The sequence below is a fragment of the Catenibacterium sp. co_0103 genome, assembly GCF_004168205.1.
Taxonomy (GTDB): domain Bacteria; phylum Bacillota_I; class Bacilli_A; order Erysipelotrichales; family Coprobacillaceae; genus Catenibacterium; species Catenibacterium mitsuoka_A.
In genome coordinates, this window is record NZ_RCYB01000013.1 from 1 (window position 1) to 21,987 (window position 21,987).

The following is a 21,987-nucleotide window of genomic DNA, read 5'->3' on the forward strand; positions in this document are numbered from 1 at the left end:
AAGAATGATGCTTGTCAGTATATACCATATGATTCTTACTGGAGAGACATTTAATCCTTCAGATTATGAATCATTTAAAAATCCTAAGCCACCTATAAAGCAACAAGTTTTAACAGAAGAATCAGCGATAGAGTTTCTTAAGAAATCAGGTTTTGACGTTTCTAAATTAACTAAACCATAATATTCAATTATTCTATTTTTTCTAAATTATTCAAACTTATTTTTAAGTTTGTCTTTTTTTATACGTTTTGATTGATTTTTGTTTCACACTTATCTAGCACGTACTAAAGTAGTGAATTTTTCCTAAATAGAGGAAATCGCATTCACCACCTGAAAATAAATATAAGTTTATACTATGAATTGTGAGATGGAGGAAATCACATGGAAGATTTAGAATTATTAAGTTTTAACATTATTTCTGCCGTGGGTGCTGCAAAGTCACGTTATGTACAGGCAATGTATCTTGCTGAGAAGGGTGATTTTGATGAAGCTCGCGCAAAAATCAAAGAAGGAGAAGAAAGCTTTGTGAAAGGTCATGAAGCACATGCATCACTTATCCAGAAGGAAGCATGTGGTGAAAAGACAGTTCCAACAATTCTTCTTATGCATGCGGAAGATCAGCTTATGAATGCTGAAACAACAAAAATCATGGCTGAAGAGATTATCAAACTATCTCAAAGAATTAAAAAATTAGAAGGAGGAGAATAGGATGAAAAAGGTTTATTTATTCTGTAGTGCAGGTATGTCTACTAGTATTCTTGCAAGTAAGATGCAGGAAGTTGCTAATAGCCATAACCTACCAATTAAGGTCGCTGCTTTTTTTCATAACAAATTAGGAGAAATCGTTAAATCTGATTGTCCTGATTGTATTTTACTTGGTCCACAGGTTGAATATCTTTATGACGAAACAGTAGCTAACTTCGGGCACCTAAACATACCTATTTCTGTAATCGACCAGGATGATTACGGTATGATGAACGGTGAAAGAGTACTAAAAAAAGCAATTCTATTAATTAAGAAAAACAATAAATAATAATTAAAGGGAGTACTTAAAGTATGATGAAACAACTTGAAAAGTATTTAATGCCTTTAGCGGAAAAAATCGGGCGTAATAAATACTTAATATCAATTCGTGATGGTTTCTTAGTATCAACACCATTACTTATTGCAGGATCAATTTTCTTATTAATCGCAAACTTTCCAATTGCAGCTTGGACAAAATTTTTAGAATCAACAATTATCAATCAGAAAACAGGTGAGTCACTTGCTGCATTCTTATCAAAGCCATCTGATGCAACATTCACTATCATGGCAGTATTTGCGGTAATGGGTATCGCTTATTCATTTGCTGGTCAGATGAAGACAAACAAGATCTTCGGTGCTGCCTGTGCACTTATGTCATGGTTCTTAATCATGCCATACTCAATCACTGGTAATGTTGCTGTAGGATCTAAAACTATTGAAGCAACTCTTTCTGGTATCCCATTAGGATGGGTTGGTGCTAAGGGTATCTTCGTAGGTATCATTACTGCATTCTTAAGCGTACATATTTATGCTTGGGTAGAAGGTAAAGGCTGGACAATCAAGATGCCAGCTGGTGTTCCACCAACAGTTGTAGAATCTTTCTCAGCATTGATTCCAGCAACATTCGTAATGACTTTCTTCTTCCTAGTAAACTTAATGTTTGGTTTCTTAGGAACAAACGTATTCCAGATTATCTTTGAATTCTTACAGACACCATTACTTAACCTTGGTGATACATTAGGTGCAATGGTTGTTGCTTATATCTTCTTACATTTATTCTGGTTCTTTGGTATCAATGGTGGATCAGTAGTAGGTGCTGTATTTAACCCAATTCTTCAGACTCTATCAGCAGAAAACATTCTTTTCTTCACTAAAGGGCAGGGTACAGGACATATCATCTGTCAGCAGTTCCAGGACTTATTCGCTACATTTGGTGGATGTGGTTCTACATTATCATTATTAATCGCAATGTTATTATTCTGTAAATCTAAACGTATTACAGACTTAGGTAAACTTGCTTTAGTTCCAGGTATCTTTGGTATCAACGAACCAATCGTATTCGGTTTACCAATCGTATTAAATCCAACTATTCTTATTCCATTCATGTTAGTACCAACAGTAAATATCATTATCTCATACTTCTGTATGGCTCTTAAGATTGTTCCAATCTGTTCAGGTATCAACATCCCTTGGACTATGCCACCAATTATCTCAGGTTTCTTAGCAACTAACTGGGTAGGTGCACTGCTTCAGGCTGTCCTAATCGTTATTGGTGTTATTATCTATATGCCATTCATCAAGGTACTTGATAAGCAGTACTTAAATGAAGAAGCTCAGGCTCAGGCTGCTAAAGAAGAAGACGATATTGATTTAGACGACTTATCTTTTGACGATCTATAAGAAGGAGAGATGAAACATGAAAATCGTAATGATTTATGACCAGATCCAGTCTGGTAAAGGGATTAAAGATGATCACATGGTACCTTTAGGACTAGTAAAAGAATCATGTGGACCTGCTATTATGATGGAACCATTCTTAAAACAGGTAAATGGACATATTGTATGCTGTTTATATTGTGGAGATGGATTCTATGAAGCAAATAGTGATGAAGTCAGCCGTAAACTTTGCGCAATGGCAGAAAAAATCAAACCAGATGTTGTTGTATGTGGTCCATGTTTCAACTATCTTGGCTATGGACGCATGGCTGCACGTGTCGCCTATGATATTAACGAAAAAACTCATTCACATGCTATAGCTGCAATGAGTATAGAAAATGAAGAGACAATTAATGAATATAAAGACAAGGTTCATATTATCAAGACACCTAAGAAGGGTGGTACTGGTTTAAATGAATCGTTAGAAGGAATCTGTCAGCTTGCCAAGGCAATGTGTGAACAGAAAGACGAAGACATCGTTGCTTCTAAGTATTGTTTCTAAATTAACTTGAGGATACGTGAGGACGTATCCTCTTTCAATAAAAGGAGGATATTAATATGTACGGTATTATTGCTACTTGGAGAATGGCTTTAGAAGGTATTACCAAAGCAGATGAAATTTTAAAGAATCATGGAGATGCAGGAGATGCGATTGTTGAAGCTGTTAAGGCTGTAGAAGATTTCCCATATTATAAATCAGTAGGTTATGGGGGATTACCTAATGAAGAAATGATTGTTGAATTAGATGCGGCTTATATGAACGGAAATACTCTTTCTGTAGGATGCGTTGGGGCAATCAAAGACTTTGCCAATCCTGTAGAAATCGCTAGAAAGTTATCTCATGAAAAGGTAAATAATTTCTTAGTAGGTGCAGGTGCTGAAAAGTATGCATCTAAGAATGGTTTTGAAAGAAAGAATATGCTTACTGAACGTGCTGAAATTCATTATCATAATAGATTAAAAGAAATGACTCAGGAAATTAAACCTTATTCTGGTCATGATACAGTAGGTATGGTCTGCTTAGATGAAAATGCAAAGATGACTTCTGCGACTTCTACAAGTGGTCTATTTATGAAGCGCTCTGGTAGAGTAGGTGATTCACCCGTATCTGGATCTGGTTTCTATGTTGATAGTGAAGTAGGTGGTGCAAGTGCTACAGGACTTGGTGAAGATGTAATGAAGGGCTGTGTCTCTTATGAAATCGTAAGAATGATGAAAGAAGGTATGCACCCACAGGCTGCATGTGAAAAGGCGGTTAATACATTCTCTAAAGAATTAATCAAACGTCGTGGTGAAGCAGGAGATATGTCTTTAATCGCTATGAATAATAAAGGTGAATGGGGATGTGCCACAAATATTGAAGGTTTCTCATTTGTAGTTGCAACTCCAGAACTTGAACCAACTGTATTTGTAGTAAAGCATGAAGGTGAACATAGCGTGTTTGAAAAAGCAAGTCAGGAATGGCTTGATGATTATATGCGTACAAGAACAGCCCCATTGGTAAGAAAATAATGAATGAAGAAATATTAAAGGCTGTTGATGAGATTGCAGATGAGATGATTGAAGGAATCAAGCGTATTGTACGTATTGATAGTGTAGAATCTGAGGCTGTGAATGATGCTCCTTTTGGAGAAGGCGTACGCCATGCACTTGATGAAACACTCCAGTTGTCTCGTGATCTTGGATTTGAAACAGTTGATGTTGATCATTATATCGGTTATGCACGTTATGGTAAAAGTGATGATTATGTATGTGCCTGTGGTCATTTAGATGTTGTACCAGTAGGTGAAGGCTGGAAACATCCACCATTTAGTGCTTATGAAGAAGATGGCGTGATTTATAGCCGTGGTATTCTAGATAACAAGGGTCCTATTCTTTCATGTCTTTATGCCCTTACTGCTTTAAAGAGACTTGGTATAAAGCCTGAAAGAGAAGTACGTATCATCTTTGGCTGTGATGAAGAATCAGGATTTGAGGATTTAAAATATTATTTAGATTATGAAAAAGCACCTATTGCCGGCTTTACACCAGATTGTAAATATCCTGTTGTTTATGCTGAAAGAGGACGTGCTGTTATCAAAGTGAAAGCTGATCTAGATCATTTGATTACTTTTATGAATAAGTATATCTTAAATACACAAAATAAAGGTGAAAGACTTGGTATTGATTATAAGAATGATGAGTTTGGACAATTAGAAATCCGTAACTATCATTTAACTAAAGAAGACTTCAGCTTTTCTATTAGTTATCCAGCAGGAATTACACTAGAAGAAATACTTGATCAACTTAATCGTATTGAAGGGTATGAGTATGAAGTCGTGTCTCATTTCAAGCCTGTTTATTTTGATAAAAAGGCACCAATGGTAGAAAGTGTGAAACAAAAATCAATCAAAACCTCAGTGTACAAGGGGTACAAACAAGATAAAATAGAAATGAGGGGCGATAGAGCGGAAATGTCAGATTTTCCACTCTATCTGAACACGGTCGCTGGTGGCCTTGATCGTAGAGATCAAACCATCGGCGGCTTTTCTTTTGTCGTCAAAATCTATGCTGTCCCAGTTGTCGAGATAATAGGATAACTTCTTTATCTGCTGGGGAGATATGGTTTCAACGCTCAATTCAGCGATTGCCTTTGAAATGGTCTGGCGTCGGGTGTCCAGTTCTTCAATTTTTTTGTTAGCGTAGGCAAGCAAGGTCGCATTGGCTCCGGTCAGCGTATCCAGCAGCTTTTCAATTTCTGCCTCCACCTGTGCCAGCTCCACTTGATAGGCGGTCAGCTTCGGATTGACTTTTTCCTCTCTGCCGTGGAGTATCTGAAAGTCTTTGAACTTTTCCTGCATGGCCGAGAAAATGAATTGCTCAAATTCTTCTTTACGGATTTTCCCGCAGCCCGGACAGCCTTTGTTTTCCGTCCGTTTGGTACAGCGGAAATATCCGGTGCTGTTTGGTACATGGGTGGCTTTCAGAGCATACCCACAATGCCCGCATTTGATTTTTCCGGCCAGCCAAGTGTTCTTCGGTTTCCGTCCCTGCTGGAAGGTGGTATTTGCCATAAGTTTTTTCCGGCATTTCAGCCATGTGTCAGAGGAAATGAGTGCTTCGTGGGGAGCGATAACAAGTATCTGGTCTTTTAAGCACCTGTCCTTGTCCTCCTTCACATCCCGCCCCTGATAGAGATAGCAGCCGTTTGTTCCGGCAAAGTCGGAAGCGTCATTGACAATCGCTGCGCCCTGGCTCTTGAAAAATTCGTACAGCTCCAAATCGGCCTGTGCGTAAACGGGGTTTCTTAAAAGCTGGGAAAGAAATGTACGGAACATGGATTTGCCATAAATTTTTATGTCATGTTCCTCGAAGTATCGGGTAATATCTCCGAAGGAGGTTTCCGGTTCAGCGTACATTTCAAACATCAGCCGAACATGGTCGGCGGCTACGGGGTCGGCAACCATTTTCTTTGTGCGGATACCCTCTACCACAGTAGGCTCTAACTGATAACCGTATGGTGCCTGTCCGCTCATGTGAAAGCCTTTCAGGCACCGTGAATAGTAGGCGTCTGTGACACGCTTCTGAATTGTCTCACGTTCAAGCTGGGCGAATACAATGCAGATATTCAGCATGGCCCGGCCCATCGGGGTCGAAGTATCAAACTTTTCCGTGGAGGATACAAACTCCACATCGTACTCTTGAAACAGCTCCATCATCGTTGCAAAGTCCAGAATAGAGCGGCTTATACGGTCCAGCTTGTACACGATGACCCGCCGAACCTTTCCCTTGCGGATCTCGCCCAGCAGCTTTTGAAACTCCGGCCTGTCCGTGTTCTTACCGGAATAGCCTTTGTCCTTGAATACCCGGCAGCTCCCACCTTTCAATTCATACTTGCAAAAGTCGATCTGACTTTCAATGCTGATACTGTCCTTGCGGTCTACTGACTGTCTTGCGTAAATACAATCTTCTCTGATAAATTCCATATTGGGCTCCTTTCCTTGTTGGAATGGAGCTACCAACCTTACAACTATATTATACCATCAGCAGCCCCGGACAACAATGTTGCGAATGATTAGGGAAATCTGTCTCCATATTTGCTGAACACCTCGTAAAGACAACGCTCAATTTCTTTTTTGCGCTGTGCTTTCTCCTTCGGGGGAAGTACCGGCGTGAGGCTTTCCAGCACAATGATCTTCCCTTGAAATGCGACAGACTTTGTTTCTCGTTCATAAGTGACAGCTTGCGTCATTGAAAACCTCCTTTGCGAAAGTGCGTGTATATGCCAGCCTTTCCCACTTGTCCCGTGGGGAAATGTCAAAAGACGGCACCCAGCAGGTGCCGCCCTTTGAGCTTTCTCCACTTCGGGTCGATGTGGCCCGAGGTCAGTAAGGACTGGAATGGTACTTTTCTTTGGCGTCCTCCACGCTGTTGAGGTCAAATACTTCATAAAGCTGCCCCACAACACGCCGTATATCCTTCTTTGAAAATCCGCAGTCCTCCATTGCCATAATGACATAACCGCGGCAGGCGTCATTACTCCATTCGTCCGTTTCCAAGCCGGGGATCATTCCAAACGCATTTCCCATAAAATGCTCCTTTTTTGAAAAGATGGGGAGCCACACCGGATCGGTTGGCCTATCATCAGACAGCATTGCCGGGGGCTCCCCATAGGTTTTCACTTCATTTCAGACACATCGGACGGACATAGGCTTCATGCCCCATAGTATTTCAACTCTCCCCATTCTGATGGCAAGGCGTTCTCATTGCCTGCGACGGCTCACGGCTTGCAAGGCCGCTTCAACGCTCGGACTGTGACTAAACGCAAGTATCCGGGTTCTGCGCCTGTTCCGGTGGAGCCAGCCTTGCCCCACCTATGGCATGGACCTGTTCGCTCGCTCAGTTTTACAAAGACTGTATTCTCTGAAATCCGAGGTCATGGCGGGTCTGTCACACAGCGCGTTCCCCTTCGTATCCGGGTGTCTTTTTATTCAATTTTCAATCTGCATGAGGCTTATCTGAACCTCGGGTCATTGTGACCCGAAGTGTTTTGCCTCTCATAAACCATTTCATTTTCCGGTCTAAATCGGTACGCCTTACAAAGAATTTTTCAAAATTTTTTCTAAGCGCCGCAGACCTCGCTCGATTGCGACACGAACCACTTTTTCATGGACGCCCTCTGCCCGGGCAATGTCCTGTTTGGTCATGCCGAGAATGAAATGGGCGTAAATCCGTTTTGCCTGTTTGTCCGGCAGACTGGCAATCGCCGCATGAAGCTCCTGCATGGTCACTTTCCGCTCATACAGTTCATGGGGAGATAAGGCAACAAAGACAGCTTCATGCTCCAGCCCGTCATCCCGATCAAGGGAATAGTAGGCTTTGTGGCGGTATGTACGCAGCCGGTAGGCAGCCTCTTTACGATCAAACTCTTTGAACATTTCTGCAACTTCTTCCGATACTTCCATGAAGCAATCCGATGTATAGAATGGGTAATAGTCCCGCAAATTGATAATAGCCATATTGACCTCCGTTTCGGTTGTTGGTTGACGAGTGACCAAAACGAAGGCGGCGGGGAGCGGCAACGGGGAATGACTTCGGGCCAACATGACCCGAAGCAGTCCCATAAGAACGCAAAAGCGCCCGGGCGGCATGAAGCCACACGGACGCATGAAATGACACAATAGTTAAGGTTCCAACAAATTTCGCATATATAGCCAGAATAACCCGGAGGGGGAGCTATGCTTTTTTTAACTGGTGCAGGTCATGGGTACTGTGAAAAAAGGCAAACATAGACACGGCGGCAATCCTCCTATATGCCGCCGTGGATTTACACGGTGTTAGGTCGTCGTTGGTTTAAGATAAACGAAAGAAACGGCGGCTCTGAAAATCAAAGCCGCCGCTGGTCGTATGGGCGTGTCAAAAGGGCTGCTGTACGACGGCTTTTTTTCTTTTGCCGTCGTGCGGCAGCTGATCTAAATATATTTCATTACAGGCGCCTTTATTGTCCTGCGGGGTTATTCTTTATATTTTTCTTGAACAGAAGAAGGTAATTCATCAAACTGCATTTCAGCCCATGTTACAACCCCTCTGATGGGAGCCACTTTCAAGCACAGATACGCACCATCTGTGAGAACTTTGCTTGTTTCAAAAGTAACGTCTTTTGCATTACCACTTTCATTATAAGCAACCAATGTGTATTTATAGTTCATCGCACCATGCGGTGCAATATCTGTTACCCATCGGTTATCGATCTGCGTATAGTAGTCTATATTGGTCTGCGTAGTGAGAAAAGCTACAGTCATAAAAGTAATTGCTAGTACAGCAACGACAATCACAATTCCTATTTTTTTCTTAGAACTCATAAAGGTTACCTCTCTTTCTTTTACCAGCCCTTTTTAGGTGCTGTGTGCTGTGTTTTTTTAGATTCTCTCTTTTCTGGTTTCTGTTTTACAAACATCAAAGCAATTCCAATAGCACACATAATCAGAATACTAATAAAACACAGTCCTTTATTCCACATAACTCCTTCTGCGCCAGCTCGATAATTGATTAAACCAAGCGCAGCGGAGACAGGATATATAGATTGTAAAGTCCCATTTGCAAACATTCCTATAAACCCATATACAAAAGCGACGATAACCCCTACAAGGAAACTCCCTTTATGTCTGCTTGTCAGAACAATAATGGGCAGCATTGTCAAGTAAAGGAAGAATCCTAACAATGCCATTTGCACCAATCCTGTAAGCGCAGGAATCAAAGCAAATCCATCATATCCCATGATAAAATTTGCAACGACTGTGAAAGCAAAGCACACAATTCCTAAGAAAAAGGACAGAATTGCAGAAACAATCAATTTACCCGCCAGAAGTTTCCTAAATGAAATGGGTAATGTTTCAATATTTTTTAATGTGTCGTCTGTATATTCACGGGAAATCATATACCCACTAATCAGCGTGATACACATTGGGAAAATCATTGTTACAAAATGCTTAACTACCTGTTCAAAAAGAAATTGGTAGTCCCATACCATTCCGTCATCGGCCATTGTAGTAAACAAGGTTAGCAGAACTGTAAGAAGCATGAGGGACACGCCAATCCAGACAATAAAATATCTTTTCAGCTTCATAAACTCGGTTTTTATAATTGTTACCATTTTACTCACTCCTTTTCTTATAAAGATAGACCGCCAGAAGAAGTGAAACAGCCCCAATTACCCCCAAAGTTATAATTAGTTGAGGAGTAGAAGGTATCAATCCCATTTGAATGAAGTTCTGCAAATCCTCTGTGTCGTTTATAGCAGTACGAGAAGACATTTGCTGGGTTCCCCACAACATAATGCTCGGTGTAGGCAGAGTAAGTACAAGCCATTTTGGAAGTGCTGTCATAGAAAATGTTGAGAGCAGGTTGAATACACTATAAAATACACAAAGCATAATGGAAAAAATATAGGATCTGCTGAAAAATACAATCAGCAATATCAGCGGTAATGCACTAATCGCAATCAATAATCCGTAAATAGCGGAAAACAATACCTTAAACAAAATATCGGTCACTCCGAAAAAGACAAAACCGCAAAGGATAGAGGCCACAGTCGAAGATATACAAAACGCAATACTAAGCAATAATAAAACAATGCACTTTGCGATAACCATCTGTGAACTTGTTATCGGAATTGTCCGTAGGTTTTTAAAGGTGTCGTTATCTCGCTCCATAAAAAAGAGGAGTGCTGCAACAATTCCTAAAATACAGGGAAGAAGTAGCAACATACCAAAACCGATTACGGATTGCCACAGGGCGTCAAAAGCTGCTGCTTTTGTAGCGTATTTGTTTTGCGCCGTGTTCAGATAATAGATAATGGCAGTTAGTGGGATTGGAAACAGAAAAGATGCCGCCAATACCAACTGCACGAACATTTTTCTTTTCAGTTTCCAAAACTCGCACCGAATCAAGTTAAGCAATCCCCTCACCCCCTGTTATCTTTTTGAAGTAGTCCTCTAAAGTATCCTCACAAAGATGGACTTCTTGAATCTCAATTCCTGATTCGACAAAAGAACGGTTAATCCTTTCCACTGGCAGGGTCATATCGTAGAGATACAGATTATTGGCATCTGTAAGGCGAAAATCTTTGCTGTGAAATGTTGCAGCAATAATTTTCGCAGCTTTTTGTGCATCCGATACGCAGAAGTGGATGAACTTAGCGTTTTTCGCCTCCAATTCTTTCAGACTTTCTTCTTCTAGCAACTTGCCGTGGTCAATAATTCCCACATCGTCTGCAAGCAGAGAGATTTCCGAAAGAATATGACTGGAAATTAAAATGGTTTTACCGTTAGTATCACACAATTCTCGGATAAAATCTCGCACTTCCGCAATGCCGATGGGGTCGAGGCCGTTAATCGGTTCGTCCAAAATCAAAAGTTCCGGGTTGTGCATGACGGCCAGAGCAATCGCCAACCGCTGCTTCATACCAAGAGAATATTGGGAAAACAACTTCTTGTCCCGGTAAGGTAGATTGACAAGTTCCAATGCATTTTTGATATATTTGGGACTCCTTAATCCTCGAAGTTCAGCAAAGATTTTTAGGTTTTCCGTTCCTGTCAAATTGGGGTAAAAGCCCGGCGACTCAATCAGACAGCCTATACGGGGCAGGATATTCTTTTCGTTGCCCTGAAAGGGCTTTCCAAATATCGTTACCTCGCCAGACGTGGGAGCCGTCAGTCCCAGCAACATTCGCATGGTCGTGGTCTTACCTGCACCGTTGCGTCCCAACAGCCCGTAGATACGGCCCTTTTTCACATGAATATTCAGATGGGAAACACTGGTCTGACTTCCATACTTTTTTGTCAGATCATGTGTTTCAATAATGTAATCGTTCATCACTTATGCCTCCTTTTTTGTTTGTGTACTCAGCATAACATATCAACTTTGAGATAACATTGAGCCAACCTTGAGTTTACTTTGAGATTTCAAGGTCAGAATAGGCATTTTACCTATCTTGAGGTATAATAAGAGCAACAAATAAAAGGTGGTGCCTTATGAACGATAAAAGAATCCTTGTAGTTGATGATGAAGCAGATTTGTTGGAGATGGTAAAATCTATTTTTACAAGAGCAGGATTTACACAGGTATTGACGGCTTCGTCTGGCGAGGCAGCCTTAAAAATGTGTGAGGAGCAAGAACCAGATATGATGATACTCGATGTTATGATGCCTGGTATGGATGGGTTTGCTGCATTAAAAGAACTACGAAAGACCAGCAAAATTCCTGTCTTAATGCTGACAGCTCGTGGCGAGGCCGAAGATAAATTTGTAGGCTTTGAAAATGGTGCAGACGACTATCTGTTAAAACCATTCTTACCAAAAGAATTACTATTTCGAGTACAGGCTATATTGAAACGCGTTTACCCGGAGAAAGAGCGGAAAGTGTTCTTTGACGCTGCTACGGTTGATCTGGAAAAAGCAATCGTCCAGAGAAGCGAAGAAAGTATTTCGCTGACAGCCAAAGAGTTTCAACTTTTTAAAAAACTGTATGAAAATCAAGGTAGAATCGTTACCACAGGCGCATTATGTCAAACAATATGCGGTGATTTCTGGCAAGGCTACGAAAGTACATTAGCAACTCATATCCGACATCTAAGAGAAAAAATCGAGGAAAATCCTTCAAAACCAGTTGCGCTTGTAACAATTAAAGGAATTGGGTATCGTCTGAACATTAAGGGGGTGCAAACATGAACAAATCAGAGCGATTTTTTCGCCGCTATATATTTTCAATAGTCAGTATCATCATTCTCTTTCTATTCGTCAATATTTTGTTAGTAGCCTCTTTCTTTGCAGCCGCCTATTTAGGGAATGTAAAAAACTCAAATTTCCCGATTGAAGATTTTTCAAATCATATCACGGAAACCAACGGGCAATTCAATGCCGATATACAGGCAGAGGAAATGTTAAGCAATGCTTGCGCATGGGCCATGATTTTGGATGAAAATGGAAACATAATTTGGGAAATGAATGTGCCGGAAGAATTGCCGCGCCACTATTCCACAACGGACGTTGCTATGTTCAGCCGTTGGTATCTTAACAGTTATCCAGTTAATATTTGGAATCGACAAGGCAGCCTTTTAGTTGTTGGTTTCCCGCAGGGATATGTAACGAATTACTACACTTCCATCAAAACTCAATATCTTCGGCCGATAGCATTTGGATTTTTAGCCGCTGTCTGTATCAATGTTTTGTTAATGTTGTATCTATTTGTCCGAAATGCCCATCGGATTGAAAAAGCTATGGAGCCGATTTTGAATGGCATACGACATCTTTCATCCGGGCATCCCGTTCATCTGGAAGAAAACGGGGAGTTAGCAGAAATCAATGCCGGTTTGAATAAAGCCGGTGATTACTTACTAAAAAAAGATAACACCCGCGCCGAATGGATCAGGGGTATTTCTCACGATATACGCACGCCGCTTTCTATGATTTTAGGGTATGCCAGCGAAATTGAAGAAACTGCTTCTTTGCCGGAAACCACCAGAAAGCAAGCGGAAATTATCCGCAAACATAGCGAAAAACTAAAGAATTTAGTTGAGAATTTGAATTTGACTACAAAACTGGAATATTCCATGCAGCCTATGCAAAAGCAAACACTTGTCCCGGTAGAATTGGCGAGGCAAGCCGTAAGTGAAGTTTTGAATGATGGCCTATCAGACAAATATGAATTAGAGCTATCAGAAGATAATCCCGGAAAAGCTATCACTATTACTGGCGATCAATCCTTACTAAACCGGATGTTATGCAATTTAATCAGGAATTGTATTGTCCATAATCCAAACGGGTGTAGGATACAAGTATCAGTAGGAAGCTGTGATAGAACGTGTACCTTTTCTGTAATAGACAATGGCTGTGGAATAAGTGAGCCGCAACTAAACACATTGAATAACGACAGAGATATTTCCAGTACGCAAAAGCAAACGGGAGAAATCGAGCATGGGATGGGTCTTAAAATCGTGCGGCAGATTGTGAAAATACATCAAGGCACAATTCAATTTTCTGATACTGCCCCGCACGGATTAAGCGTGGAAGTTGTTATTCCAATAGAAATATATTAACTTATAATAGACAGACAAAAACAAGAAATAAAATACTACCTCACATCAAATTTCATTACATTCTCATAATTTAACCCGAAATGTACAATGATATAGGGTGATATGAGAATGAACCAAGATGAAAGAAGGTTTGACTTTCACGGCCTCGGGTTGGCACTCAAAAGAGCCAGAGAAGAAAAGGGCTGGACACAAGCCTATGTTGCGGAATTAGTAGACCGTGACTCCCGTACCATTATGAATATTGAGAACAAAGGTCAATATCCCAGCTTCGACCTTTTTGTTAAACTCATTACCATGTTTGACGTTTCAGTTGACCAATTTATTCATGCGGACGGAGGGGCAAGGTCAAGCTCTTGCAGAAAGCACATTGATGTGCTCCTAAATTCTATGAATGAAAAAGAGCTTGTTGTAATAGAAGCCACAGCCGAGGGCATTAAGAAAGCCAGAGAAACGGAGGTTCCAGAATAAGGGCCTCTGTTTTTTTGCGCCATTTTAGGGGCTGCCACTAAGTGGCAAGCAATGCCTCTGTGGCCACAAGTGGCACAAAGGCGGCTTGTTGGGGCTCGCCCCAAACCCGTATCTTCGGGCCAACATGGCCCGAAGTGTCAGCGTCGCTTTGCTCCTTATTTTCATAACCTTAACGCTCCTTTTCCTGCTTTCTTCCCGGCTCGGTGTAGCCCATCAGAGTGTCAATGTTCGCCTTGATCGTGATAATCTCCTGCATATCCCGTCGTGCCTTCTGGTATTCTCCATAGAGCTGTTTTTTCTTTGCTGTGAGCTTGCGGCCTTCCTCCTTCAGCACATCCATTTTAGGGAGCTTCGCCCCGCCCAGCAGAGAGCGCATTTCCGCTTGTGCAGCCCGGTACAGTTCAAGGTCGGCCTCATGCTCCGCAAGGAATTTCCGGCTGTACTTCGTCGCCTTATACTGCTCAAAGACCGGACGGGTTTTGGCATACTGAACCGTTGCGGCCTTTAGCCCAGCATTGGTTTTCATGGCCTGTTCCGTCTGCTTGATCTGCTCGGAAATGGCATGGAAACGGTCTGCCGCCTCGGTGGCTTTCTGTGCCAACTGCTCATAATCGGTCAGTCCATTGTCCTGTATATAGGCAAGGGCAGCGGCCATCTGCTTAATGTTAAATACCTTCGCCCAGCGTTCATATCCCGGCCCCTTACCGGCAGCCAGCTTTGCTTGAATATCCACCGCCAGACTGATTTTCCGCTCCGAGCGCCCGGGGCGTTTTTCTTTGTCCTCAATGGCGGCCAGAACATCTTGTAAGTCGTAGCCGTCCCCCAGCGTGGAGGCCCGCAGACGGGTAAAGCGTTCTTGTCCCTGCCCGGTCAGCCGGAAACTGATACCGCCGCCCCGAACCTTCTTGACCTCATACCCGGCCCGCTTCATCAGATTGAGAAATTCGTCCAGATCAGCGGGGCGTTCCGCCAGTGCGGTATCAATAGCAAGGCGCAGTCGGTCCTGATAGGAAAGCGGCCCTTTCCGGTCTTTCTGCCATTCTCCATAATTCCGATACTTGCCCTTGCTCCGGAGCTTCGGGTTCTCTACAATGGACAGCCCGTTTTCAAGGCACAGCCTGTCAGAGAGCCGCCGAAGGGCGAAGCTGGAGCCCCAAAAGTTTCGGAATTTCCGGGTGCAGTCAAGGGTGGTGGAGTTGTAATAAATGTGACAATGGATGTGCTGCTTGTCGGTATGTGTGGTAACGATAAAAGCGTGCCGCCCCTTTGTCCAACGCATAGCCAGCTCATAGCCGATACGGTTCGCCTCCTTCGGGGTGATCTCGCCCGGATAGAAGGATTGTCGTATCTGATAGCACAGCACATCATTTTCTTTTTTCTGTTCCCGACCCGTCATAGCGGCATAGCTGGCCTTTGCCAAAAGGAACTCGTCCGCCACGGTGGCCGGATCACATTCATAAGCGGAGATATACTTTCCGCTTTCTGTTTTCTCCGGGTCCTTGCCATAGTCCAGACAATCCCGGATAGCCTCGGCAATCGTTTCGCCTTCGCCCGCATGGCGCTGTAACAAAGTTGTGGTAGCCAAAAATCATTCCTCCTTTCCATGAGAAAGGGGCGGCCCATTCAGACCGCCCCGACTTCGGGCCAGTATGGCCCGAGGCTGCTTAACTTGCCAGAAACCGGTACAGAGCGGATTTGCCTCCGTCCAGCGCCCAAAGAAGGGAGCCCGCCGCCGCTTGCAGTCCATACGGCGAAAGAAGGAAGGCAAGAAACAGAAATACAATCCCGCCTATGGGCGTCGGCGTGAAAAAGAGAGCGACACCCAGCACCGCAAAGATCACAGAGGCAATCGTCAGCAGGACGGCACAAATATCAAACAGGAACACCAGCAGAGCCGCCAGAAGGGACAACGCTAAAGCAAAGGGAGCAACCAATATTTTCAGCAGTATCTTCATCTTCAAAACCTCCTTTATCTATCCTTTCTACCTCTATTTTATCATGCCTGCCCGGGGACATAAATGTTGCGAAAGATTAGTGAATCCTGTCCCCAAACTTCGGGCCAGTATGGCCCGAAAACAGAAAAAGCAGGACACATTCATGTCCTGCCGAATTTCTGTTATTCTGTTTCCTGCTGCGGGCAATCGGGAACTGTCAGCAGCGAAGTGTCGATAACAATATCCTCTGCTGGTTTCAAGAGCTCTGTCAAATCGTGCTGCCGTCCCACGTTGGTCACATCAATTTTATTCACGCATATTCCAATCCACGGAAACTGTCTGCTTAATTCATCCATCAAGTCATATATATCAGCAGTTGCCAGCTTATCATCCGATATGTAGCCGGAGCCTTGACGGTGAGAAAAACGATGCCGTTTGAAGAACCGGCGCAAGTCGTCATACGCCTGCCGGTAATTGGCTCCGGGGTAATGCTCTTTTAATTGATGGGTGTCCAGATCAAAATTTAAGGCTTTGAAATATTTTCTCTCCAAAACTCAAGCCCTCATTGCCGTTTTTTCCTGATAGTGGGTCAACAGATCTTCTTCATTGAAATCATCTGGACTGTCAGAATCGTCACTGTCACAAAGACGCCACACAGAAACATTATCCATGAACCATGTCTGCCGCTTCAAGGTATTGACGATCCGGCCGAACAGACTAAAATCCCTCGCTCTGCCGCAGTCACGGAATACCAAAGCGCCGGAACCATCCTCCATACGGGGAAGGCCCACGGTTTGGAATGTATGATTGATTGTGTTGTAAATGCCATCCAGCCGGTACTTATTTTCGGCTGTGATTTTATCATCATTCATGCGAATAACCATTTTCAGCATGGTATCAGCCTCCCTTCTTAAATTATTATATCATTATAGAGCTGGTTCTACAATCTTGAAAATCTGAATTTTTTATGACGGGCTTCGGGTCATGCTGGCCCGAAGTGATAAAAAAAGAACAGGGCGGCAAGCCCCGCAACGGAAGCCTGCCGCCCTCGTCTTACTTTGCCACCAGCTCGGAAAGCTCCCGCAGCACCTTTGACACCTCGCCCCACAGCTTTTCATAGTCCCGCTTCAATCCGTCGATTTCCTCCGGGTACACGCCATAGGTATGTGCGTGTATGGCAACCTGATTGAGATTGTTGGAACAGCGCCGTTGCAGAGAGATCAACTCTTTTACAGGTGCAAGGTCGATGTGCAGGATATACCCGTTCAGAGCCATTTTCCGCACATAGGCCCCGGCGTTGGAAATGCCCGCCTCGGCCATCCGTTCATGGATGGCTGCCAGCTCGTCCGGCGTTACCATGACGTGCAGATGGACATTCCGCTTGCGGTTCTCCATCAGCGTTCCAGCTCCCGGCCTTTCCGACGCTCTTTGGGTTCCTTTACCTTATCAAGCGGTTTTGCGTCCAGCTCCGGGGGCGTGGGTGGGATGGGCGTGTTGTTGGGTACGCCGTCGATCATGTTGCAGTTCTGCTCCGTGGAGAGCTCGGCGGTTTTCAGATAGTTGTCTTTTTCGTGCATGGCGTTCCTCCTTTATCGTTCCTCATGGTTTTTATGGCTCCGCTTCTGGCCGGGCTCCTTCGGGGGTTCCTGCCCTCTGGTTCCTTCTTTGAGCCGGGCGGTAATGGATGGGCGCACCCTGTCAGGATTGCCCGGTGCTGGTTTCAGTTCATAATCCTCCATCTGCTTTTCGGTCAGCGGCTTTGCGTAGGTCAGTTCGCCCCATGCCATCAGCCTGCCGTCTGCCACAGGACGCCGCCTGTCGTCATCGTAGTTGACGATGGAAAGGGGCTGGTTATCCGGCGGCTTCGGATAGGTGCCTATGTCTACGGGGCGCTGGGTGGAATAATAGCGGTAAACGCCCTCCGGTCCCAGCTCGGTATGCTTGACCGCCGCATGGTAAAGCTGCTGATAGTCGTCCACCCGGCGGTCAAAGTCCTTCTGCGCCCACGCCTGACTGTTTCCATAGCGGCCCCAGTAGTAATCCCGATGGCCGTTTTCCCCCTCGGTAAACTGCCAGGTCACAAAGGGGCTCGGCGCTCCCGGATTATGCCCCAGCGCAAAGCCGTGTCCGGTTTCAAAGGTGGCAGCTTTCAAAATCACATATCCTTGTACTGTCTCCAAGAGATCCCTCCTTTCTGTGCCTCGGGCCAACATGACCCGAAGTGCTGGATGTTACGAAATAAGAGGGCAGACCGGGGAGGAATGTAATAAGATATTCCCACCCCGGAAACACCCTCCAAAAAGCCCGGAATGTCAAGCCTTTGGAGGCGGCAAATCGTAACAGCCGCCCGGCCTTTTCTCCCGCATTTTCCTCATGCGTTCCCGGCTTTTCCGGCGGTTCCCTTCGGCCTTGCAGGCGTCGGAACAGTAGGCTTGACGCCCCTCGGGCAAAAATGCCTTTCCGCAGACCGCACAGGCCCGCAGCTCCGGGGAGATGCCTTCCGTTGTCAGAGCCGCTTGAAGCTCCGGGTTAAGGGGCAGGACAGCCTCACGGAAATAACGGCAGTACGCCCCTGTCCAGCACTTGTGCAGCATATAGCAGGCACAGTCAAGAGGAAGGCACAGGCCGCTTTCCCGGTCATAGTTGGCGCACATCCCCGTGACCAGAGTGCGGATTTTCTTCTTCTCGTCACGGGTCAGCTCCCGGGCGTCCATTTATGACTTCGGGCCACGATGGCCCGAAGGGCGGGGCTCCACGATCAGCGCCCGGAACTTCTTCCGGCACTGTTTTTTCTTTCCTTTGCACTCCTTGTAGTAACGGCATCCCTTACAAGGGTCGTCATTGTCCCAGCCGGGGTGCGGTACTTCCTTCATCATTCGTTCAAAAGGGCTGCTTGTAAAATTCATTCTCATTCCTCCGTATCTTCCTCCCACGGCGGGGTATCTTCGTCCTCGGGTTCCTCTGCGATCTCCTCCAGCTCCCCGTCCTCATATTCGCAGTAATCATCTTCCAAATCCGGGGCTTCATGCTTCGGCTTGTAAATCTTGAAATAGTAACCAATCCAACCGCCGGCCAGCACCACCGCACCGATCAGGAGCAGAGAGAGAAGGGGGCTATCCTTTTTCTCCGGCTCGGGTTCCGGTACTTCCTCTACCGGTTCGGTGGGCTTTGGCTCTGGCTCCGGGGTCACTTCTTTGGGTGGTTCCTTACCCTGTTCGGCAAGAGGCAGAAGGTCGTCTACGGTAACGGTATTGAGGAAATAGACGTTCTCGCTGGTTTTCTGTTTGTCGATCACCAGATAAAACACGCTCTCGTCTGCGGTGGTGATGGTGTAGAACTCCTTTCCATCCTCGTCGGTGGCGTTGTCCACCACGGTTCCCGTCCCGTCCGGAGTAAAGGGGTTCTGGGTTTCCGGCTCCGCTTCGGTTTCCACCGGGGCGGGAGCTGTCTCCGGCTGCGGCTCGCTGCTCTGTGCATAGGCCGGGACCGTAAAGATCATGCAACACAAAAGGCTGGCAGCCATCGCCGCCAGCCTGCGGTATTTAGTTTTCTTCATGGGCTGTGTCCTCCTTTCCGGGTTCCTCCGGCTTCGGGTCAGTATGGCCCGAAGCGGTAAGGCTGTTTTTGGGGTCATTCAGAAAAGCCATAAGCTGGGCGGGCGTCAGTTTGAGCGAGCGCACCGCCTGCACGATCTGGCTGTTTTCTTCCTCCTGTTTCTGCTTTTCCAGCTCCCGGATTTTGGCCTGCCACTCGGCAGCCTTCTCCCGGGCTTTTTCCAGTTCCTTATCGAGCTTGTCGATCTTGTTCATGCAAGGACTCCTTTCCTCTGGCTCACAAACGCCCGAAGGCATAGAAATGTGTCTGCCAGTAGCTTGAATTGATGTTTGCGTATTGGATGGGGGACCCACAATGGAGCATCATCCCGTTGCCCACATAAATCCCCACGTGGGACACAGGCACTCCACTGTCATAGGTTCCTGTGAAAAAGATAATATCGCCGGGCTTTGCCTCGGAGGGAGAAATGATAGCACACTGGTTGTAAATGCCCTGCGCCGTGGTACGGGGCAGGTTGTGGACGCCGCTGGCCGTGTACACCCAGCAGACAAAGCCCGAACAGTCAAAGGAGGTGGACGGGCTGGAGCCGCCCCACACATAGGGCCAGCCGATGTACTTTGTGGCTTCTTCCATGAGCGCCGCAAAAGCCGGGTCATCCAGTGCCTCGCCGGGTATCTCATAGCTGGGGCCGGTATCTTCGCCGCCGTTGTAAATCCCTTCCCACAGATAGGGCTTGTTGCCTTTAAGCTGCTGCATAACGGTGTAGATTTCCCGCTGCTGTTCGTTAAGCCTCGGCAGGATCACGGCGGGCAGCGTTTTGTTTGTGAGGGTCACATTGAGAATGTAATACTCATAGGGGACTTCCTCGGTGGTGGTTTCCCCGGTCTCCGGGTCGGTGCTGGTTTCGGTGCGGTAGCGTATCTCGACTTCCTCCGTCAAGGTCAGTTCATACTGTGCCTCGAAAATCTCCCGCAGTTCGTCCTGCACCTGTTCCTGGAAATACACATGGTACTTTGCCGAGAGATAGGACGCCAGCTCATAGGGGTTATGGCCGATCTCGTCCACGGAATAGCGGTACTCGTCATAGCCGGGATGGGTGCTTTCGATGTTCGCTACCGTCTGCACCAGCTCATTTTCCAGCGCCGTGTAGTCCTCGTCCACGCCCAGCAGGTCCGTATCCTCCGAGGCGTAGGAGGTTCCGGATAACGCATTGGCAAGGCCGCTGCCAAGCGTGGGAAAGATGGAGCTTACCGCCGACACAAGAAAACAGAGCAGCAACAGCAGGAGCAGGACCAGCACCGCCACAGGATGACGGGTCACAAACTGCGCCGCTCGCCGGGTCGCAGTTCCCGAAGCGGCAGCGGTTTTCTTTGCGGCCTTTGCGCCCTGTTTTGCAGCCGCCTTTGCTTCTTTGGAATACCGGCGTTTCAGTTTCCATTTCTGCTGCACACGGGAAAGCGGATTGCTGGCAAGCTCCGGGTGCTCGGAGGCCATCTTCTGAAAATCCACATTGGCCCGGGCTTTTATGTCCTTCCGTTCCCACTTTGCCACCTTCCGGGCCGGGTGCTCCCGGTATCTCCGTTTGGCATACCGGGTCAGTTTCCGGGCTCCGGCCTCGGCCACAAGTTCCGACTTATGGGCTCCTTCCACACCCACATTTTCATGCTCAACTTCGTGGATTTTGTTGTGGAGATAAAACCATGCTTCGGTGCGGGCTCCCCGGACTGCCTTTTTTGCAAGCCCCGGCGGTTTCTTCGCTGCCCGTTTTGCCTCGGTCTTGTCCAGTTTCTCCCGGGCCTTTCCCAGCTTTTCCCCGGCGTGTTCCGCTTTTGCCTGTGCTTTCTGGTACTTATCCTTTTTGCGCCCAGCCTTCTCGGCGGAGCCCTCCGGCTCCTGTGCCTTGCCGGTATCCTGCGACCCGCCCGCTTCATCTTCCTGCCTCATGCGGTCAGAGGGACGGCTTTTCCGGCTGTCCTCTTGAAACTTGCCGTTTTTGGACTTCGGGCCATTGTGGCCCGAAGGACTGTCCTGCCCGGTATCCTCGTTCTCAAACCGCAGGCGTCGGGATGGTGCGGGGGAAGGTCCTTCCCGTTCAGCCGGCCCGGGGCGATTGCCCCCGGTATCCTCCGTCGGCCCCGGCCTCTGAAAATTCCGTTTGTCCGGTTTCTTTCCGATAATGTATCCCTCCTTTCCAAACCTCGGACCATCATGGCCCGAAGTGTGTTATGCCCGGTTCATTTCCTGTTTTTTGTCCTCCGGGCGGGTGGTCATAATGGCGTACAGCTCGGTATTCTGCGGGAAGCGGTCAACAAACGGGATGGTGGTGTTCCCGAAGAACAGCAGCCCTTCGCCGGAATTGGTATGGGTCACATAGGAAAGCTGGTGGGGACTGATCCCAAGCTGTTTGGCTAAAATCTGCCGGTCGCCCTGTGCCTGCGAGAGCAGCACAAGGAAGTCCGAGTTTTATAGTGATAGGTAAGCCCCTGATATCATCTC

Annotated in this window: 29 protein-coding genes and 2 pseudogenes; 10 read left to right on the forward strand and 21 right to left on the reverse strand. The window is 46.0% G+C overall.

Features of this window, described 5'->3' with window-relative positions; genetic code table 11:
* The 7 genes and pseudogenes from EAI80_RS13310 to EAI80_RS03675 all read left to right on the forward strand — a co-directional run.
* Window positions 1–181 (forward strand): annotated as a pseudogene (locus EAI80_RS13310) (hypothetical protein); the annotation flags it as partial.
* A gap of 200 nt (window positions 182–381) precedes the next feature.
* Window positions 382–708 carry a PTS lactose/cellobiose transporter subunit IIA gene (locus EAI80_RS03650; RefSeq protein ID WP_129980969.1) on the forward strand — a complete coding sequence of 109 codons (327 nt, stop codon included), beginning with the start codon at window positions 382–384 and terminating at the stop codon, window positions 706–708.
* Between the two features lies 1 nt (window position 709).
* A complete protein-coding gene (locus EAI80_RS03655; protein ID WP_129980970.1) occupies window positions 710–1,033 on the forward strand; it encodes a PTS sugar transporter subunit IIB in 324 nt (107 codons plus the stop codon).
* 23 nt (window positions 1,034–1,056) lie between these two features.
* Entirely contained in the window at window positions 1,057–2,424 is a 1,368-nt protein-coding gene (locus EAI80_RS03660; RefSeq protein WP_129980971.1) for a PTS sugar transporter subunit IIC, read from the forward strand.
* 16 nt (window positions 2,425–2,440) lie between these two features.
* Window positions 2,441–2,962, forward strand: a complete 522-nt coding sequence (locus tag EAI80_RS03665; RefSeq protein WP_129980972.1) for a GrdB-related putative oxidoreductase — start codon at window positions 2,441–2,443, stop codon at window positions 2,960–2,962.
* Between the two features lie 56 nt (window positions 2,963–3,018).
* Complete coding sequence (locus EAI80_RS03670; RefSeq protein WP_129980973.1) at window positions 3,019–3,972, forward strand: N(4)-(beta-N-acetylglucosaminyl)-L-asparaginase; 954 nt, start codon at window positions 3,019–3,021, stop codon at window positions 3,970–3,972.
* Window positions 3,973–4,016: 44 nt separating this feature from the next.
* A pseudogene (locus EAI80_RS03675) lies at window positions 4,017–4,874 on the forward strand (Sapep family Mn(2+)-dependent dipeptidase); the annotation flags it as partial.
* Between the two features lie 42 nt (window positions 4,875–4,916).
* Here EAI80_RS03675 and EAI80_RS03680 read toward each other — a convergent pair.
* The 8 genes from EAI80_RS03680 to EAI80_RS03710 all read right to left on the reverse strand — a co-directional run bounded on the left by EAI80_RS03680 (window position 4,917) and on the right by EAI80_RS03710 (window position 11,313).
* Entirely contained in the window at window positions 4,917–6,425 is a 1,509-nt protein-coding gene (locus tag EAI80_RS03680; protein WP_005927564.1) for a recombinase family protein, read from the reverse strand.
* A gap of 89 nt (window positions 6,426–6,514) precedes the next feature.
* Window positions 6,515–6,691, reverse strand: coding sequence for a hypothetical protein (locus EAI80_RS13315; protein WP_005927581.1), 177 nt, complete (start codon window positions 6,689–6,691; stop codon window positions 6,515–6,517).
* A 133-nt stretch (window positions 6,692–6,824) separates the two neighbouring features.
* Window positions 6,825–7,010: a hypothetical protein gene (locus tag EAI80_RS03685; protein ID WP_334293849.1), complete on the reverse strand. Its 186-nt coding sequence runs from the start codon at window positions 7,008–7,010 to the stop codon at window positions 6,825–6,827.
* Window positions 7,011–7,535: 525 nt separating this feature from the next.
* Window positions 7,536–7,958 (reverse strand): sigma factor-like helix-turn-helix DNA-binding protein, encoded by a 423-nt coding sequence (locus EAI80_RS03690; RefSeq protein WP_009901667.1) that lies wholly within the window; start codon window positions 7,956–7,958, stop codon window positions 7,536–7,538.
* A 495-nt stretch (window positions 7,959–8,453) separates the two neighbouring features.
* A complete protein-coding gene (locus tag EAI80_RS03695; protein ID WP_129980976.1) occupies window positions 8,454–8,801 on the reverse strand; it encodes a YxeA family protein in 348 nt (115 codons plus the stop codon).
* Between the two features lie 20 nt (window positions 8,802–8,821).
* Window positions 8,822–9,592 carry an ABC transporter permease gene (locus EAI80_RS03700; RefSeq protein WP_129980977.1) on the reverse strand — a complete coding sequence of 257 codons (771 nt, stop codon included), beginning with the start codon at window positions 9,590–9,592 and terminating at the stop codon, window positions 8,822–8,824.
* A gap of 1 nt (window position 9,593) precedes the next feature.
* Complete coding sequence (locus EAI80_RS03705; RefSeq protein WP_129980978.1) at window positions 9,594–10,397, reverse strand: ABC transporter permease; 804 nt, start codon at window positions 10,395–10,397, stop codon at window positions 9,594–9,596.
* Window positions 10,390–11,313, reverse strand: a complete 924-nt coding sequence (locus tag EAI80_RS03710; RefSeq protein ID WP_129980979.1) for an ABC transporter ATP-binding protein — start codon at window positions 11,311–11,313, stop codon at window positions 10,390–10,392. The genes EAI80_RS03705 and EAI80_RS03710 overlap by 8 nt, the downstream gene beginning before the upstream one ends.
* Window positions 11,314–11,471: 158 nt before the next feature.
* On the opposite strand from EAI80_RS03710, the gene EAI80_RS03715 reads away from it, so the two are divergent.
* The 3 genes from EAI80_RS03715 (at window position 11,472) to EAI80_RS03725 (ending at window position 14,002) form a co-directional block, all read left to right on the forward strand.
* A complete protein-coding gene (locus EAI80_RS03715; RefSeq protein WP_129980980.1) occupies window positions 11,472–12,167 on the forward strand; it encodes a response regulator transcription factor in 696 nt (231 codons plus the stop codon).
* Window positions 12,164–13,534, forward strand: a complete 1,371-nt coding sequence (locus EAI80_RS03720; RefSeq protein ID WP_129980981.1) for a HAMP domain-containing sensor histidine kinase — start codon at window positions 12,164–12,166, stop codon at window positions 13,532–13,534. The genes EAI80_RS03715 and EAI80_RS03720 overlap by 4 nt, the downstream gene beginning before the upstream one ends.
* 102 nt (window positions 13,535–13,636) lie before the next feature.
* Window positions 13,637–14,002, forward strand: a complete 366-nt coding sequence (locus EAI80_RS03725; protein WP_005927604.1) for a helix-turn-helix transcriptional regulator — start codon at window positions 13,637–13,639, stop codon at window positions 14,000–14,002.
* Between the two features lie 169 nt (window positions 14,003–14,171).
* On the opposite strand, the gene EAI80_RS03730 is transcribed toward EAI80_RS03725, so the two are convergent.
* The 13 genes from EAI80_RS03730 to EAI80_RS03795 all read right to left on the reverse strand — a co-directional run bounded on the left by EAI80_RS03730 (window position 14,172) and on the right by EAI80_RS03795 (window position 21,939).
* A complete protein-coding gene (locus tag EAI80_RS03730; protein ID WP_129980982.1) occupies window positions 14,172–15,587 on the reverse strand; it encodes a relaxase/mobilization nuclease domain-containing protein in 1,416 nt (471 codons plus the stop codon).
* Window positions 15,588–15,666: 79 nt separating this feature from the next.
* Entirely contained in the window at window positions 15,667–15,957 is a 291-nt protein-coding gene (locus EAI80_RS03735) for a CD1845 family protein (RefSeq protein ID WP_129980983.1), read from the reverse strand.
* 161 nt (window positions 15,958–16,118) lie between these two features.
* On the reverse strand, window positions 16,119–16,487 hold the full coding sequence (gene vapD, locus EAI80_RS03740) for a VapD family protein (RefSeq protein ID WP_016306491.1): 369 nt from the start codon (window positions 16,485–16,487) through the stop codon (window positions 16,119–16,121).
* Between the two features lie 3 nt (window positions 16,488–16,490).
* A complete protein-coding gene (locus tag EAI80_RS03745) occupies window positions 16,491–16,829 on the reverse strand; it encodes a hypothetical protein (RefSeq protein WP_016306492.1) in 339 nt (112 codons plus the stop codon).
* Between the two features lie 160 nt (window positions 16,830–16,989).
* A complete protein-coding gene (gene mobC, locus EAI80_RS03750) occupies window positions 16,990–17,331 on the reverse strand; it encodes a plasmid mobilization relaxosome protein MobC (protein ID WP_012741672.1) in 342 nt (113 codons plus the stop codon).
* On the reverse strand, window positions 17,331–17,513 hold the full coding sequence (locus EAI80_RS03755; RefSeq protein ID WP_003500078.1) for a DUF4316 domain-containing protein: 183 nt from the start codon (window positions 17,511–17,513) through the stop codon (window positions 17,331–17,333). The genes mobC and EAI80_RS03755 overlap by 1 nt, the downstream gene beginning before the upstream one ends.
* A 12-nt stretch (window positions 17,514–17,525) precedes the next feature.
* Window positions 17,526–18,116, reverse strand: a complete 591-nt coding sequence (locus EAI80_RS03760; protein WP_202976595.1) for a hypothetical protein — start codon at window positions 18,114–18,116, stop codon at window positions 17,526–17,528.
* Window positions 18,117–18,248: 132 nt separating this feature from the next.
* A complete protein-coding gene (locus tag EAI80_RS03765) occupies window positions 18,249–18,650 on the reverse strand; it encodes a cysteine-rich VLP protein (RefSeq protein ID WP_055650129.1) in 402 nt (133 codons plus the stop codon).
* Entirely contained in the window at window positions 18,651–18,848 is a 198-nt protein-coding gene (locus EAI80_RS03770) for a hypothetical protein (protein WP_005927616.1), read from the reverse strand.
* Entirely contained in the window at window positions 18,845–19,492 is a 648-nt protein-coding gene (locus tag EAI80_RS03775) for a DUF4366 domain-containing protein (RefSeq protein WP_129980985.1), read from the reverse strand. Before EAI80_RS03775 ends, EAI80_RS03770 begins: the two co-directional genes overlap by 4 nt.
* Entirely contained in the window at window positions 19,479–19,745 is a 267-nt protein-coding gene (locus tag EAI80_RS03780; protein ID WP_023042370.1) for a DUF4315 family protein, read from the reverse strand. The genes EAI80_RS03775 and EAI80_RS03780 overlap by 14 nt, the downstream gene beginning before the upstream one ends.
* A gap of 22 nt (window positions 19,746–19,767) precedes the next feature.
* Entirely contained in the window at window positions 19,768–21,435 is a 1,668-nt protein-coding gene (locus EAI80_RS03785) for a C40 family peptidase (protein ID WP_129980986.1), read from the reverse strand.
* Between the two features lie 279 nt (window positions 21,436–21,714).
* Complete coding sequence (locus tag EAI80_RS03795; RefSeq protein ID WP_238634389.1) at window positions 21,715–21,939, reverse strand: hypothetical protein; 225 nt, start codon at window positions 21,937–21,939, stop codon at window positions 21,715–21,717.
* Window positions 21,940–21,987: the final 48 nt, after the last annotated feature.